The organism is Paracoccus wurundjeri (genome assembly GCF_030678915.1).
GTDB classification, from domain to species: Bacteria; Pseudomonadota; Alphaproteobacteria; order Rhodobacterales; family Rhodobacteraceae; genus Paracoccus; species Paracoccus onubensis_A.
The window spans coordinates 1-16,154 of record NZ_JAUUTZ010000002.1 but is presented as its reverse complement, the minus strand read 5'-3'; the positions used below and the strand labels follow the sequence as shown (position 1 = coordinate 16,154).

Sequence of the window (16,154 nt, the reverse complement as noted above, 5' to 3'; positions counted from 1 at the left end):
ACGATGGTTATCACATGTTATTGTCAGGCTTCGTCCCGTGGCCTCATTGCGTGCTGTCTGGAGTGAGAGATGCGTGCCCTCAAGGTGATTCTGGGTGTTTTGGTCATTCTGGCCGCAGCCGCGGGCGGCCTTTACGTGACCGACCGCCTGATGGCTGCACCCAATCTGGCCGTTGCGCAGGGGCCCGAATCCTCTTCTTCCCCCCTGACGGTCGAGACGATACCGGTCGGAACCGGGAATTTCCGCGATACGGTCCGCGCGGTCGGCACGGCGCGGGCGCGGAATGCGGTCAATCTGGTTGCCGAGACCGCGGGCCGGATCACCCATATCGGCTTTCGTCCGGGGCAAAGCGTGGCGAAGGGCGATGTTCTCCTGACGCTTGACGACCGCGCCGAACAGGCCGACGTCAAGGCCGCCGAAGCGACGCTTGCCGAAGCCGATACCGCCTTTACCCGGCAACAGCAGCTTAACAAAACCGGCAGCGCATCGGACGCCGCATATCAGACGGCCAAGGCCGCGCTGCTCAGGGCCGAGGCAGAGCTTGACCGGGCAAGGGTCATTCTGGACGACCGCCGGGTTCGCGCGCCGTTTTCCGGTGTCGTGGGGCTAACAGATCTGGTCGAAGGACAGGTTGTCGATGCCACGACCACGGTTACCACGCTTGACGACCGCTCGCTGATCGAAGTCGATTTCAGCGTGCCCGAGATCCAGCTGTCAAGGCTTGAACCCGGGCTTCGGATCGAGGTGACGACAGCCGCATGGCCGGGCCGGGTTTTCGAAGGCAAGGTCAGCCGGATTGATACGCGCGTCGATTCCGCCACCCGCTCGATTGCGCTGCGGGGCGAGATTCCCAATGACGACCGCGCACTGACCGGCGGAATGTTCCTGCAAGTCGATCTGGTTCTGGCAGAGCGGCAGCAGATCGCCATCCCCGAACAGGTCCTGACCGTCGAGGGCGACCGCCATCTGGTGCTTGTCGCCCGGGATGGCGTGGCGAAACAGGCCGAAATCTCGGTCGGCCAGCAGGTCGACGGATTGGTCGAGGTGGTTTCCGGCCTGTCGCAGGACGAGCAGATCATCGTGACTAATTTGCACCGCGTCGCGCCGGGAATGGAAATCGACGTCGTTGCCCGCGCCGCCGATGCGCCCGCGACGGCGGGTATCGACGGATGAGCTTGCCCGATCTTTCACTGCGTCGCCCGGTTCTGGTGACGGTTCTCAATCTTCTGATCGTGCTGATCGGCGCGGTTGCCATGACCCGGCTGCCGGTGCGCGAATTGCCGCAGGTCGAGGCCGCGCAGGTGACGGTCCGGGTGGATTACACCGGCGCCTCGCCGGATGTCGTGGACAGTCAGGTCGCCACGGTAATCGAAGGCGCGCTTGCCGGCGTGTCCGGCGTCGTCTCGATGTCAACCTCATCCGAACGTGGGCGCATGCGTACGGTTCTGGAATTCGATCCGTCGCGAAATATCGACAATGCCGCAAATGATGTGCGGAACGCGGTCGAAAGGGTGGTGAACAACCTGCCCGAAGAGGCCGACCGCCCCCGTATCGACAAGAACGACAGCGAGGGCGATCCGGTGCTGCGGCTTGCCCTGTCCAGCCCGGGCATGACGCCGCTGGAACTGTCGGATTATGCCGATCGCTATATCAAGGACCGTCTGGCGCGACTGCCCGGCGTCGCGAATACGGTCATTTACGGCGAACGCGCGCCATCCATGCGGCTCTGGCTGGATCAGGCGCGCATGGCGGCGCATGGGATCACGACCACCGATATCATCTCGGCGCTTGAAGCCAATAATGTCGAACTGCCCGCCGGCGAGATCGAGACAGGTGCAAGACAGTTGCAGGTTCTGGCGCAGACCCGCTTTACCACGGCGGATGCCTTCCGGCAGATGGTCGTGCGCGACGGCGGCGCGCGCCCGCTACTGCTTGGCGATGTCGCCCGTATCGAAGAGGGCGCAGAGCAGACCGAGTCGAATTTCCGCTCGAACGGGGTTCTGGCGCTGGGCATGGGAATCCAGCCGCAGGCGCAGGCGAACACGGTAGCCATTTCGAACGCCGTCCGGGCAGAGCTGGACCTCATTCGCCCCACCCTGCCCAATGGAATGACGCTTCAGGTGACAGCCGACGAGGCCGTGTTCATCGAAAGCTCGATCAAACAGGTCGCCAAGGTCTTCGGCGAAGCAGTGTTACTGGTGACTGCCGTGATCTTCCTGTTCCTTGGCTCGGCGCGGCTGTCGATGGTGCCGGTCGTCACCATCCCGATCTCGGCCCTTGGGGCGGGGCTGGCGATGATGATGCTGGGCTTTTCGATCAATATTCTGACGCTGTTCGCCCTGATCCTTGCCATCGGTCTGGTCGTGGATGACGCGATTGTCGTGCTGGAAAATATTCAGCGGCACCGCGCGATGGGTGCAAGCCGCGCCGAAGCCGCCCGGCGCGGCGCGGGTCAGGTCAGCTTCGCGGTTATCGCCACGACCGCCGTGCTGATCGCAGTGTTCCTGCCGGTCAGCTTCATGGAAGGACAGATCGGCCAGCTTTTCGCGGAATTCGGGATCGTCCTTGCGGTCGCCGTCGCGGTATCGGGTTTCGTCGCATTGACCATCTCGCCGGTGCTGGCCTCGATTGTTCTGCCGCGCGACGACAAGCCCGGCTTTCTGACCCGCATCGTGGACCGCGTGATCCACTGGCTGGAACGGATTTATGGCCGCCTGCTTGCCCGGATGATCGCGCGCCCGGTTCCGATCCTTGCCATATGCGCATTCGCCGTGGCTTCGGCATTCGCGATTTATCAGGGCCTGCCCCGCCAGTTGCAACCCGACGAGGATCGGGGTCAGTTCATGATCACGATCAACGCGCCGCAGGGATCGAACCTTTCCTTCACCGACGCAGCCACCCGCAAGATCGAGGCGATGCTGGAGCCGATGCGGGAAGAGGGTACGATCAGCAATGTGACCAGCATTGTCGGCACATGGGGCGAGTTGCGGCGCGCGATCCTTATCGTGACCCTGTCCCCCTGGGAAGAGCGCACGGAAAGCGTGAGCGATGTGATCACCGAGTTGCGGCCAAAACTCGACGCCGTCACAGAGGTGGCCAGCTTCATCAGACCGGCGGGTGGGCTGGGGATGCGGGGATCGCAAGGCAATATCAGCTGGATGCTGAGCGCGCCGGATATCAGCCGGGCCGAGGAATGGGCCAATCAGGTCGCAAGCGTGCTGGAAGAGGATCCCAGACTCGCCGCGGTCGAGGTGAATTACTCGGCGAACCAGCCGGGGGCCAATTTGCATATAGACCGGGCCCGCGCGCAGGATCTGGGCCTTACCTCGCAATCCATCGCACAGACACTGCAGGTTCTGTTCGCCTCGCGCTCGGTCGGGGAATACAGTTCGGATGGCAGGCAATATCCCGTCGTCCTGCAAGCCGCCCCCGAGGATCGCGATTCGGTCGAGGATATGCTTTCGGTGCAGTTGCGCAATGATCGCGGCGATCTGATCCCGCTTGCGGCCTTTGCCTCGATCAGCACGGGCGCGACCGCGCCCGAGATTAACCGCTACGACCGATTGATTTCGGTCGAGATGCAGGCCGACCTGCCCGAAGGCACCGATCTTGCGACCGGCATGCGCGCCGTGCAGGAAGCGACCGCCGGATTGCCTGCGGGCGCCGCGCTTTCGTGGAAGGGGCAGGCGCGGAATTACCTTGAATCCTCGGGCGGGGTGGCAACGGTCTTTGCAATGGCGCTTGCCATCGTGTTCCTTGTGCTGGCGGCACAATTCGAAAGCTTCCGCTCGCCCCTGACCATCATGCTGACCGTGCCTTTGGGGCTGGCGGGCGCGGCGGTGACGCTTTTGATCACCGGGATGTCGATCAATATCTTTTCGCAGGTGGGGATGATCCTGCTGATCGGGATCATGGCCAAGAACGGCATCCTGATCGTGGAATTCTCGAACCAGCTTCGCGCCGAGGGGCATTCCCTGCGCGACGCCGCGCGGGAAGGCGCGGTCACGCGCCTGCGCCCGGTGATGATGACCACGATCGCGACGGTTCTGGGCGCGGTCCCCCTTGCGCTGGCCACCGGGGCGGGCGCGGAAAGCCGCCGCGCCATCGGTGCGGTCATCGTCGGCGGCCTTAGCCTTGCATTCATACTGACGCTTTTGCTGACGCCGGTCATCTATGTGCTGATCGAGGGCGTCAGGCTCCGCCCCGACGACAAGGCACTGGCCAGGGATGACAAGCCGCAATCGCTTCCGGCGGAATAGCGCGCAACACCCGGTTTGCGTCAGGCCAAGGGAACCGGCTGTTCTTCCGGTTGCGGTTCATCCTCGGACGGGAACTCGGTCACGGTCTGGATATCCAGATCGTCCCCCGCGCCTGCCCCGGTCACCTGCGCCACTTCGACACCGTTGACCAGAATAAGCCGATCCTCACCGTTTTCACTGACATTCTGAGTGATCTCCGGCGGTTCCTCACCCTCGGGTGTGGGATCGACCAGCAGGTAGATCTGATCCTCATCGGCATTGTAATCCGAAATAATGGCGCTGCCTTCATCAATCCCAAAGCGATGATCGGTTATGAATGTGTCCGCCCCGGCGCCGCCTTGGCCGGTATCGTCGGCGGCAAGCCACAATTCGTCATCGCCATCCCCGCCGATCAGAATATCCGCACCATCCGCATCGGGATCGGCCGCGTTGCTGATGGCTGCCTGACCGGTTTTGAAACCGCTCAGCGTATCGTTGCCCGCGCCGCCGTCGATCGTATCCTGCCCGTCGAAACCGATGATCTGGTCGTTCCCCTCATCGCCCAGAAGAACGTCATTGCCATAAAGCCCGTTGATCGTGTCATCGCCGCGACCGCCCGAAACGAAATCATTCTGCCAGCCGGAATTCACGAAATCATTGCCGTCCCCGGCATAGACGATATCGCTGTCCAGACGCGACATGATCTCATCATCGCCGGCGCCGCCAAGGATATAGTCACGCTCATACGACCCGGTCAGCGTATCGTTCCCCCCAAGCCCCGCCATGGCATGAGAGACATCCCTGTCAGCCGTCAGGGCATTATCACCGCTGTCGCCGACCCAGATTTCGTCATATGCGTTGGGATCGAAATCCTCTCGGCCCTGAAACGGTTCAGGAACGGGATCGGGATCAGGGCCGGGCGAAGAACTGTGATTATCGTCATCATCGCTCAGGCTGAGGCCAAGCGTCACCGTAAGGCCGAACAGGGCCCACCATGACATGAGATGCATCGAATATTGATCATACATGAACCTTGCTCCGTAACCCTGAACTTCCCGACAAACACCCGGACAGGATTGCTGTTTCGGTCGGCATTGGCAATTGCCTTTCACGCAGTATAAGACGAACTGCAAGGAAAAGACAAAAGCAAGGTGCCTCATGGCTAATCAGAACGACAGCTTCTTTAACGAGGTGACAGACGAACTGCGCCGCGACAAGCTGTTCGGATTGTTCCGCCGCTATGGCTGGATTGCGATCCTGGTCATTCTGGGCATCGTGGGCGGCGCGATATGGCGGGAATGGTCATTGTCGCGCGAACGCCAGGAGGCCCGGGCATGGGGCGACGCGATCCTTGCCGCGCAGGCATCCGGCGATCCGGCCGCACTGACCAAGGTCGATCCGGATGGTTCTGACGGACGCAAAGCGCTTGGCACGCTGCTTGCGGCAGGCGAATGGGCCGAATCCGGCGGAACGGATGCCGCGGTTGAAGCCTTGCGGACGTTGGCCGGGGACAGCGAATCGGATGGCGTGCTGAAGGAACTTGCGCAACTGAAACTGGTGATGCTGACCGGATCGTCGATGGATGCCGCCGAAAAGGACCAGATCCTGACCCATCTGTCCCGGGCCGGCGCGCCTTTCGAATTGCTTGCGCTGGAACAAAAGGCGATCGCGTTGCTGGAAGCCGATCGGGAAGAGGATGCGATTACCCTGATTCGGCAGATTCAGCAGAAAGAGGGGCTGAGTGAAGCCTTGCGCCAGCGCCTTTCCGAGATGATGATCGTGTTGACCGGCGAACCCGAGTCCTCCGTTCCGGGTGAATGAGAGCCTGTATGATGACCGGACGGCAAATGATGAAAGACAAGGGAGGGACAAGCATGACCGCCACGCTGAAACTGACCATCGCGCTTGCCGCCATGGCGACTTTGACCGCCTGTGGAGAAAAGGAAATCATCCTTGCCGGCGAGCGACTTGATCCGCTGGCGGTGACATCGCCCGACGGCCCTGCGGTCGAAGGCAATGCCGCTGTAAGCTCGACCGCGCTTTCGCTGGCCGCGCCTCGGGTGAACGGCGAATGGACCCATCGCGGAGGCAATGCCGCGCATGAGCCGGGACATGTCTCGCTTGCCGCCGGGACCAGCCGCATCTTCTCGGCGAATATCGGGCAGGGCGACGATCGCCGCCATAGGATCACTGCCGATCCGATCGTGGCGGGTGGACGTGTCTTCACACTGGACAGCCGCTCGACCGTGACCGCGACCGCGCTTTCGGGCGGCACCGCATGGTCGACCAACGTAACCCCGCAGGGCGATAATCCCAACAGTGCCTCGGGCGGGGGGCTGGCATATGAGGGCGGGCGTGTTTTCGCGACAACCGGCTTTGGCGAACTTGTGGCGATTGATGCCGCATCGGGCGGTATCCTGTGGCGGCAACGGGTGGACGCCGCCATCGGAGGCGGTCCCGCGGTGCAGAACGGCACGGTCTATGTCGCGGCGCGCAACAATATCGGCTGGGCGGTGCGCGCCTCGGACGGCAAGGTGCTGTGGCAGACATCCGGTACGCCGTCCAATGCCGGGGTCATGGGCGTATCCGCGCCCGCCGTTCAGGGCGGCACGGTCGTGTTCCCCTTCACCTCGGGGCAGCTTCTGGGCGTGGACACCGAATCCGGGGAAACGCTGTGGTCCGCGCAGGTCGCCGGAACCCGCCCCGGACGGGCAATCGCCACGATCCGCGATCTGACCGGCGATCCGGTGATATCGGGCGGAGCGGTCTATGGCGGCACCTCTTCGGGCCGGATCGACGCGGTCGATATGGCAACCGGCATGCGCAACTGGACCTCGCGCGATGGGGCGAACGGTCCGGTCGTGGTTGCCGGCGGCTCGGTCTTCGCGGTCAATGACCAGGCCGAACTGATCCGGCTGGACGCGGCGACCGGCGGCCTGATCTGGCGGGTGCCGCTACCCTATTACACCGACGAGAGGGTCAAGAAACAAGACCGCATCTATGCAAGCTACGGCCCGATTTTGGCCGGTGGGCGGCTGTTCGTCGCCTCGACCGACGGGGTGCTGCGCGCCTTCGATCCGGCCTCGGGGCAACTTGTCGGACAGACCGAGATTCCCGGCGGCGCCGCAACCGCTCCGGTCGTCGCGGGGCAGACATTGTTCGTTGTCTCTCGCTCCGGACAGTTGCACGCTTACAGATGAGCTTTACCCTCGCCATCGTAGGCCGTCCCAATGTCGGCAAATCGACGCTGTTCAACCGGCTGGTCGGCAAGCGGCTTGCGTTGGTCGACGATCAGCCGGGCGTGACCCGCGACCTGCGCGAAGGCGCGGGCAGGCTGGGCGATCTGCGTTTCGTGGTGATCGATTCCGCCGGGCTGGAGATGGCCGATGACGACAGCCTTCAGGGCCGGATGCGCCGCCTGACCGAACGCGCCGTGGACGAGGCCGATATCTGCCTGTTCGTCGTCGATGCCCGCGCCGGCGTGACGGCGGCGGATGAATATTTCGCCGAGATCCTGCGCCGCCGCGCCCGCCATGTGATCCTTGCCGCCAACAAGGCCGAAGGTCACGCCGGAGAGGCGGGCGCGCTTGAAGCCTATGCGCTTGGGCTGGGTGAGCCGCTGCGCATCTCGGCCGAACATGGCGAGGGGATGGACGATCTTTATCGCGTGCTTGCGCCGCTGGCGGATTTCGTCGATGCCGAACGTCCCGCGCCGATCGAGGCCGCCACCGAAGTCGATCTGACCGAAGAGGAGGCCGAGACAGGCGGGGGCGCCGAAGATTGGCGGCCCTCGGCGAAGCGCCCCCTGCAACTGGCCGTGATCGGGCGGCCCAATGCCGGAAAATCGACGCTGATCAACAAGATCATCGGCGAAGACAGGCTTCTGACCGGCCCCGAGGCCGGAATCACCCGCGATTCCATCAGCGTGACGAGTGAATTCATGGGCACGCCCATGCGGATCTTCGACACGGCCGGAATGCGCAAACGCGCCAAGGTCACGGACAAGGTCGAAAAGCTGTCCGTGGCCGACGGGCTGCGTGCCGTGCGCTTTGCCGAGGTCGTCGTCGTGCTTCTGGACGTCGCCATTCCCTTCGAGCAACAGGATCTGCGCATCGCCGATTTCGCCGAGACCGAGGGCCGCGCCGTGGTCGTGGCCGCGAATAAATGGGATCTCGAGGACGACAAGCCGCATAAGCTGAACGAACTACGCGCGAATTTCGAGCGCTTGCTGCCACAACTGAAGGGCGCGCCGCTGGTAACGGTTTCGGCGCGAACGGGCAAGGGGCTGGACCGGCTGCATGCGGCTGTGCTGAAGGCGCATGAGGTCTGGAACCGCAGGATTTCCACGGCGCGGCTGAATCGCTGGCTGGAGGTGATGACCGAAAGCCATCCGCCCCCGGCCCCCGGTGGCCGCCGGATCCGGCTGCGTTACATGACGCAAGTCAAGACGCGCCCACCCGCCTTCATCGTCAAGGCGACCCATACCGACAAGATCCCGGACGCCTATCAGCGGTATCTGGTGAATGGGTTGCGCACGGATTTCGACCTGCCCGGCACCCCGATCCGACTGTTCTTCCGCGATCAGGGCAAGGATAACCCTTACCGCGCCAAGGCGAACAAGATCAGCCAGTCAGGGGCGCTGGCGAAGCACAAGAACCGGCAGAAGCCCAAGGGAGGGTGAGGGGCTATATCGCCCTGCGCCTTCGGGACGGCTGCCTTGCTTCGGTTGTTGGTCATTGGTGGCCAGAGGCGAAGGAGAATGCGCGAAAGGGGATGTTGCGGACGGAGCTGCCATTCACCGCGTTCGGTAGGGTCGCGCACCTATCGTTAGTCGCTGAAGTCTCCAAGTGGACCACTCACGGCAGTTAAAATTCCGCTTTGTTGCCCGTCCGTCGCAATAGTTCCTTCGTTGTAGGCGCCCCTGTAACTAAGTCTCGTTCGCCTGATGCCCAAGCCTTCAGCAACTGTTTTGTAATCGAGAACGACTTCTATCAAAATATCATATGCTTTCTCTCGAAGCTGTTTTGTCTCTTGTTCGTTAAGATGTATATCAAAGTGGCGCTCTTCTCCGGGTGCGAGCATCATCTGACCACATGTGCGATCTTCGCTAAAATATTCTTTGAAACTGAGTTGCGACCGCGGTACGATATCATATTTGGATTGTGCGTGAACCTGAAGCGCAGGTGTTTGGCCGCAATTTTTATATGCGATTCTGATTATTATGCCGTCGAGGACAAGTGAGCCATCAATAATCGATTCAGTCAGTTCCCCGCTTCTGTAGCTACTATGCGCGAGCCATGCGCGCCCAATAGAATGAGAAAGCTTAAGGGCTTCATTGGCAGATCTGACTGATTTTCTTGTTAAATACGCCGTCCAAAGTGCGGCGATGATGCCAAGTGATGAAATAACAGACACCGCGATAGACAGAAAGAAGCTTGCGCGGGCTAGATAAAGACCACCCTGCTGTATTTCCAGTGACCTTAAGGCAACTATCGTACTCGGGTTAAGGAGTTCTTCAATCCATTCCATAATCATCCGGCACCAGTTTTTGGCATGTAAAACCACTATACCTTAGCTAGCCATCGAATGCCCGCAAAGGGCTTTAAACCACATTTCGCAGCACCTTATTTACAATCGCCGTATCTTATCCCGCACAGGTGCAAGGCGTTCCGGCATGGAGTAGCCTTTACGCTCCATAGCCCGACTGCCACCTCGTTCAAACCAGCTTCCCCTCGGCACTCAACCGGGTCGCCCCCATCAGATAAGGATGCAGCGCAGCGGGCAGCTCGACGGAACCGTCCTCTTGCTGACCGTTTTCCAGAACCGCGATCAGGGTGCGCCCGACCGCAAGGCCCGAGCCGTTCAGTGTATGGACGAATTCCGTCTTCTTGTCCCCGGTTTCGGGACGATAGCGGGCATTCATGCGCCGGGCCTGGAAATCGCCGCAATAGCTGACGCTGCTGATCTCGCGGTATTTGTCCTGACCGGGCAGCCACACCTCAAGGTCATGGGTGATGCGGGCACTGAAACCCATATCGCCGGTACACAGCGCGATCGTGCGGTAAGGCAGTTCAAGCGCCTCAAGCACGGCCTCGGCGCAGCGGGTCATGCGGGCATGTTCGGCCAGACCGGTTTCCGCATCGGTGACCGAGACCATCTCGACCTTCTCGAACTGATGCTGGCGCAGCATGCCCGAGGTGTCGCGCCCGGCGCTTCCGGCTTCCGAACGGAAGCACTGGCTATGCGCGACCATGCGGCGCGGCAGGCTGGCATGGTCGACAAGATCGCCATGCACGGTATTGGTCAGCGTCACCTCGGCGGTCGGGATCAGCCACCAGCCCTCGCGGGTCTGATAACTATCCTCGCCGAATTTTGGCAATTGCCCGGTGCCGGTCATCATATCTTCCAGCACCAGAACCGGGGTCCATGTCTCTTCCAGATCGTGCCGGGTCACATGCAGGTCGATCATGAACTGCGCCAAAGCCCGATGCAGCCGCGCCACGCCGCCTTTCAGCAATACGAAACGGCTGCCCGAAAGCTTTGCCGCCGTCTCGAAATCCATGCCGGGCCGGACAGCCGCGATCTCGAAATGCTCGACTGGGGTAAAGCCGAAATTGCGCGGATTGCCCCAGCGGTGCAATTCGACGTTATCCTCTTCGTCCTTGCCGTCTGGCACTTCGTCAAGCGGCAGGTTCGGAATACCCATCAATAGCTCGCGCAGGCGGGCATCCATCTCGCCCGCTTCTTCGTTCAGGCGCGCAATATCCGCCTTTTTCTCGGCGACCAGGGCGCGCAGCCGTTCGAATTCGGCCTCATCGCCGCGCGCCTTCGCCGCGCCGACCTCTTTGCTGGCCTTGTTCTGATCGGCCTTCGCCGTCTCGGCCTCGACGATTTTCGCCCGGCGCTCGGCATCCAGCGACAGGATCGACGACGACATGCCCTCCAGCCCCCGCCGCGCAAGGGCGGCATCGAAACCTTCAGGGTTGTCCCGGATGGCGCGAATGTCATGCATGTCTGTCACCGTCTGATGTTGTTTTACCGCGCTTTCCCTACCCCAAGCCAGTGACGGACAAAAGCCGCTTCTTCACGACAGATATCCGGCGCTGCCCGCAAAGGGGCATTCACCGAAAGATGCCGGACAGGATCACCCCCCGGCCTTTCCGATATCTGCGTCGGACAGCATCTCGTCGATCAGGGGATAGAAATATTCATCGCCGGGATAACCCTCCAGCCGGGCAAGCTCGATCCCGCCGCGCAGCAGGATGAAGGTCGGCGTGATGGTCGGGCGACGGTCAAGCACGATACCATCGGGCCACGGGCCATCGATATTCACGCGCAGCAGCGGAGCGGCCTGCCCTTCGCTGGATTTGGGAAAACCGGGGCCGATCTCGCGGTCCCATGCGGCGCAATAGATGCAGCCCGCCTGCTCGATCATCATCAGCCGGACAGGTTGTGCCCGCCAGTCCACGGCATCGGCAGCCACCTGCGCCCTTTCCTCTGCGAAAACCGGCAGGGCGGACAGGCCCGCAAAGCCGAGTAACGCGATCACGGCATATCTGATAAGGGATGTCACGAAGCTTTCCCGTTTTTCTGCGGTATTCCTTGACCTTGGATATATGCATATCTACTCATCTTTGCATACCGGAACAATAATTCCGTCGGTCCCGCCCGTCAGAGAAGTGGATTTCATCCGCTTCGATACGGGCATATAGAGAATGCGGATTTTTACCGCCCAGCACGAGGATTGCCTCTGACCCATGAGGGTGAATGTGAGATACCGGATAGAAGACTGGCTGCCGCGTCACGCCATGACGGCGGCATTGGCGGCGCTGCTGGCGGTGGTTTTCGCCCTGCCACTGATCGCCGAGACAGCGCCACAGGACGTCGCTTTCGATGAAACCGGCGCTATCGCGGCCCCGCTTGGCGACATGCCCGGGGATCCCCGGGAAGGCGCCCGGATTTATGGTGACAAGGAAAGCGGCAATTGCGTCGCCTGTCATCAGATCAGCGGCCGCACCGATACCGAGTTTCAGGGCACGATCGGACCGGCGCTTGACGGGGTGGGGGATCGCTGGGAAGAGGCGCAATTGCGCGGGATCGTGGCCGATGCCAAGAGGACCTTTCCCGAATCGATGATGCCGGGTTTCTACAAAAGCACGGGCTATATCCGGCCCGGAGACGAATTCACCGGCAAGGCCGGGACCGAGCCACTGCCGCCCCTGCTGACGGCTCAGCAGGTCGAGGATGTCGTGGCCTATCTGGCGACACTGAAGGAGTAACAGGAAATGATATTGGACAGACGAGACGTTCTGGCAGCAGGTGCCGCCAGCGCCGTGGCCGGAATATTGCCATGGGCCGCCCGGGCGCAAGAGGCAGAGGCGGCGAAGGCCGTGGATGACCTGATCGCCGAATTCACCGGCGGGGCTGAAGTGACCGAAGGCGATGGGATCACCCTTGACGCGCCCGAGATTGCCGAGAACGGCAATACCGTACCGATCTCGGTCGAGGCCGAAGGGGCATCGGAAATCCTTGTGTTGGCACCGGGAAATCCCGTTCCGCCGGTCGCGACCTTCACCTTTGGCGAATTGGTCGGCAAGCATATGGCCTCGACCCGGATCCGGCTGGCCAAAACCCAGGACATCACCGCCATCGCCAAGCTGGCGGATGGCAAATTCGTGCGGACGGCACGGAATGTCAAAGTCACCATCGGCGGCTGCGGCGGCTGACCGGACAGGAGAACAAGCAAATGGCAGATAACGTCAAACCCCGCGTCCGTGTGCCGAAAACGGCCAAGGCCGGAGAGGTGATCACCATCAAGACGCTGATTTCACATCAGATGGAATCGGGCCAGCGCAAGGATCAGGACGGCAATGTCATCCCGCGCTCGATCATCAATCATTTCAGTGTCAGCTTCAACGGCACGCCGGTGCTGGACGTGAAAATGGAACCCGCGATCAGCACGAACCCCTATTTCGAATTCGAGGTTGCGGTGCCGGAATCTGGAGAATTCCTGTTCACATGGAAAGACGATGACGGCTCGGTCTACGAGGACAGGCAGTCCATCGAGATCTCCTGACCGCATGAATCGACAGGCAGCGCGGCCCCTCCGAACGGCCGGACGCCACCAGCAAAGGAAAACCCAGATGAGCTCGATCCGCATGAAAACCTGTGCCATGACGGCTGCGGTCGCCGCGCTTTTCCTGTCCGTGCCCTCCCATGCGGAAACGGAGCCTGAAACGACGGATCCGATCGTGATCAATGGTGGCGAGCTGGAACTGCCGACCGTCGCGCCCGCGCCCGCGCATCTGGAAGGCGTGTTCGACCAGATCTATTCTGGCTGGCTGTTCCGCGATGCCGCGACACAGGCGATGCAGATGGATGATTTCGAGAATCCCGGCATGATCTTCGTCGATCAGGGGATCGACGACTGGAACACGGTCGAGGGTAAGGCCGGCAAAAGCTGCGCCTCCTGCCACGAGGATATCGAAAGCATGAAAGGCGTGCGGGCCGCGATGCCAAAAGTCAACGAGGCTGGCGACCTGTGGTCTATGGAAGATTACATCAACGATTGCCGCACCAGCCGAATGCAGGCCGAGGCTTTGGAATGGGACAGCGACCGGATGAAGAACCTGACCGCCGCGATCTCTGTCCAGTCGCGCGGAATGCCGATGGATGTGGCCATCGACGGCCTCGCGGAACCCTATTGGGAACAGGGCCGCGAGATGTATTACACCCGTTACGGCCAGCTTGAACTGGCTTGCGCGAATTGCCACGAAGGTCATTATGGCGATTGGATCCGGGCCGATCATCTGTCACAGGGCATGACCAACGGTTTCCCCGTCTATCGCCTGAAACAGGCCGCTCTGGTATCGCAGCATAACCGCTTTCGCGGCTGCATCCGCGACACCCGCGGCGAGACATTCGACATGGGCAGCGACGAATTCCGGGCGCTTGAACTTTACGTGGCCTCTCGCGGCAACGGCCTCCCCGTCGAGGGAGTCAGCGTCCGGCATTGAACGCCACCCGCGCGGGCGTGCCGTGCCGTTTTTGGGCCCACAAGGTCCAATCATATGAATATGCAGGAGAATGCCGATGTTTTCGCGTCGCGAGATGTTGCAATACGGTCTTGCCGGTTCGGCCGTGCTGACAGGGTTGGGCTGTGGCAATCTGACCCGGGCCTTCGCGCAGCAGGCATTGACGCAGGACCAGTTGCTGCAATTCGAGGATTTCGGCAATCTGACGCTGATTCACCTGACCGATTGCCACGCCCATCTGCGCCCGGTCTGGTTCCGCGAACCCGATACGAATATCGGCATGGGCCAGGCGCGGGGTCGGGCTCCGCATGTGGTGGGCGAGGCGTTCCAGAAGATGTTCGGCATCGCGCCGGGCAGCCCCGAAGCCTATGCACTGACCTGGCCCGATTTCGCCGATCTCGCGAAAACCTATGGCCGGATGGGCGGTTTTGACCGTATCGCCACGGTGGTCAAATCGATCCGCGCGGAACGGCCCAACACGCTTCTGCTGGATGGCGGCGATACCTGGCATGGCAGCTTTACCAGCCTGAAAACCCGTGGCGAGGACATGGTGCGGGTGATGAACCTGCTGGGGTCAGAGGCGATGACCGCGCATTGGGAATTCACGTTCGGCACCGACCGCGTGCAGGAACTGATCGGGATGATGGATCAGCCCTTGCTCGGCGCCAATATCTTCGATGCGGAATGGGACGAACCCGCATTCGAGCCATCCCGGATATTCGAGAAGGGAGGTCTGCGGATCGGCGTCGTCGGGCAGGCTTTCCCCTATACTCCGATCGCCAACCCGAACTGGATGTTCCCCGAATACAGTTTCGGCATCCGCGAGGAACGGATGCGGCAGGTGGTGTATGATCTGCGCGCCGAGGGCGTCGATCTGGTCGTCTGCCTGTCGCATAACGGTTTCGATGTCGATCACAAGATGGCAAGCCGGGTCAAGGGAATCGACGTGATCCTGTCAGGCCACACCCATGACGCCATCCCCGAGCCTGTGCAGGTCGGCGAGACGATCATCATCGCCAGCGGCAGTCACGGCAAGTTCGTCAGCCGCGTCGATCTGGATATCCGCGATGGCAGGATGCAAGGCTTCCGCCACAAGCTGATCCCGGTATTTTCCGATGTCATCGAGCCCGATGCCGAGATGGCAGACCTGATCGCGGAAATCCGCGCGCCCTACAAGACCGAACTGGAAGAGGTGATCGGCAGGACCGACGGGCTTCTTTATCGCCGCGGCAATTTCAACGGCACATGGGACGATCTGATCTGCGACGCGCTGCTGTCCGAACGCGACGCCGAAATCGCCCTTTCGCCGGGGGTCCGCTGGGGCGCCTCGGTTCTGCCGGGCGATATCACCCGCGAAGACATCCATTCCGTCACTTCAATGACCTATGGGCAGGCCTATCGCAGTGAAATGACGGGCGAGACGCTGAAAGCCGTCATGGAGGACGTGGCCGATAATATCTTCAACGCCGATCCTTATTACCAGCAGGGCGGCGACATGGTCCGCACGGGCGGTCTGGGTTACAGCATCGATCCCCGGGCCGAAATCGGCAATCGCATCTCGGATATGATCCTGCTGAAGGATAACAGCCCCATAGACCCGGCACGGAATTATACGGTCGCCGGCTGGGCCTCGGTGAATGAGGGCACCGAGGGTCCGCAAATCTGGGATGTGGTCGAGAATTACATCCGCGCACAGGTCACCGTCAGCCCGGCACCGAACAGCGCAATCACCATCATGGAAGGCTAGAACGTGTCGCGCTGAATCGGAAATGCCGGTTATTTGCGTCCCGCGATGGGGGGGGGGGGGGGGGGGGGGGGGGGGGGGGGGGGGGGGGGGGGGGGGGGGGGGGGGGGGGGGGGGGGGGGGGGGGGGGGGGGGGGG

At 61.7% G+C, this 16,154-nt stretch carries 14 protein-coding genes; 10 read left to right on the top strand and 4 right to left on the bottom strand.

The annotated features are described in order from the left end of the window. The first annotated feature begins 69 nt into the window (after nt 1–69). Both Q0601_RS02465 and Q0601_RS02460 read left to right on the top strand, forming a co-directional pair. Nucleotides 70–1,173, top strand: coding sequence for an efflux RND transporter periplasmic adaptor subunit (locus Q0601_RS02465; protein WP_305286779.1), 1,104 nt, complete (start codon nt 70–72; stop codon nt 1,171–1,173). Continuing rightward, nucleotides 1,170–4,259 (top strand): efflux RND transporter permease subunit, encoded by a 3,090-nt coding sequence (locus tag Q0601_RS02460; RefSeq protein WP_305286777.1) that lies wholly within the window; start codon nt 1,170–1,172, stop codon nt 4,257–4,259. The genes Q0601_RS02465 and Q0601_RS02460 overlap by 4 nt, the downstream gene beginning before the upstream one ends. A gap of 20 nt (nt 4,260–4,279) precedes the next feature. On the opposite strand, the gene Q0601_RS02455 is transcribed toward Q0601_RS02460, so the two are convergent. Further along, nucleotides 4,280–5,266, bottom strand: a complete 987-nt coding sequence (locus tag Q0601_RS02455) for a calcium-binding protein (protein WP_305286775.1) — start codon at nt 5,264–5,266, stop codon at nt 4,280–4,282. Between the two features lie 130 nt (nt 5,267–5,396). Here Q0601_RS02455 and Q0601_RS02450 point away from each other — a divergent pair, with 130 nt between their 5' ends. The 3 genes from Q0601_RS02450 to der are packed head-to-tail and all read left to right on the top strand — an operon-like array spanning nt 5,397 to nt 8,919. Beyond that, nucleotides 5,397–6,059 carry a tetratricopeptide repeat protein gene (locus Q0601_RS02450; protein WP_305286773.1) on the top strand — a complete coding sequence of 221 codons (663 nt, stop codon included), beginning with the start codon at nt 5,397–5,399 and terminating at the stop codon, nt 6,057–6,059. A 53-nt stretch (nt 6,060–6,112) separates the two neighbouring features. Then, nucleotides 6,113–7,438, top strand: a complete 1,326-nt coding sequence (locus Q0601_RS02445) for a PQQ-like beta-propeller repeat protein (protein WP_305286771.1) — start codon at nt 6,113–6,115, stop codon at nt 7,436–7,438. After that, nucleotides 7,435–8,919, top strand: coding sequence for a ribosome biogenesis GTPase Der (gene der / locus Q0601_RS02440; RefSeq protein ID WP_305286769.1), 1,485 nt, complete (start codon nt 7,435–7,437; stop codon nt 8,917–8,919). The genes Q0601_RS02445 and der overlap by 4 nt, the downstream gene beginning before the upstream one ends. A gap of 146 nt (nt 8,920–9,065) precedes the next feature. Here der and Q0601_RS02435 read toward each other — a convergent pair whose 3' ends face one another. The 3 genes from Q0601_RS02435 to Q0601_RS02425 all read right to left on the bottom strand — a co-directional run bounded on the left by Q0601_RS02435 (nt 9,066) and on the right by Q0601_RS02425 (nt 11,811). Next, on the bottom strand, nt 9,066–9,767 hold the full coding sequence (locus Q0601_RS02435) for a hypothetical protein (protein WP_305286767.1): 702 nt from the start codon (nt 9,765–9,767) through the stop codon (nt 9,066–9,068). Between the two features lie 187 nt (nt 9,768–9,954). Continuing rightward, on the bottom strand, nt 9,955–11,250 hold the full coding sequence (gene serS / locus Q0601_RS02430; protein ID WP_305286765.1) for a serine--tRNA ligase: 1,296 nt from the start codon (nt 11,248–11,250) through the stop codon (nt 9,955–9,957). 132 nt (nt 11,251–11,382) lie between these two features. Beyond that, on the bottom strand, nt 11,383–11,811 hold the full coding sequence (locus Q0601_RS02425; RefSeq protein WP_305286763.1) for a thioredoxin domain-containing protein: 429 nt from the start codon (nt 11,809–11,811) through the stop codon (nt 11,383–11,385). Between the two features lie 235 nt (nt 11,812–12,046). Here Q0601_RS02425 and soxX point away from each other — a divergent pair, with 235 nt between their 5' ends. The 5 genes from soxX (at nt 12,047) to soxB (ending at nt 16,019) form a co-directional block, all read left to right on the top strand. Beyond that, nucleotides 12,047–12,517 (top strand): sulfur oxidation c-type cytochrome SoxX, encoded by a 471-nt coding sequence (gene soxX / locus Q0601_RS02420; protein WP_305287402.1) that lies wholly within the window; start codon nt 12,047–12,049, stop codon nt 12,515–12,517. Between the two features lie 6 nt (nt 12,518–12,523). Then, nucleotides 12,524–12,964: a thiosulfate oxidation carrier protein SoxY gene (soxY, locus tag Q0601_RS02415; protein ID WP_305286761.1), complete on the top strand. Its 441-nt coding sequence runs from the start codon at nt 12,524–12,526 to the stop codon at nt 12,962–12,964. A gap of 20 nt (nt 12,965–12,984) precedes the next feature. Continuing rightward, a complete protein-coding gene (soxZ, locus tag Q0601_RS02410) occupies nt 12,985–13,314 on the top strand; it encodes a thiosulfate oxidation carrier complex protein SoxZ (RefSeq protein WP_305286760.1) in 330 nt (109 codons plus the stop codon). Between the two features lie 67 nt (nt 13,315–13,381). Then, complete coding sequence (gene soxA / locus Q0601_RS02405) at nt 13,382–14,254, top strand: sulfur oxidation c-type cytochrome SoxA (protein ID WP_305286758.1); 873 nt, start codon at nt 13,382–13,384, stop codon at nt 14,252–14,254. 76 nt (nt 14,255–14,330) lie between these two features. Continuing rightward, a complete protein-coding gene (soxB, locus tag Q0601_RS02400) occupies nt 14,331–16,019 on the top strand; it encodes a thiosulfohydrolase SoxB (RefSeq protein WP_305286756.1) in 1,689 nt (562 codons plus the stop codon). The last annotated feature ends 135 nt before the right edge of the window (nt 16,020–16,154 follow it).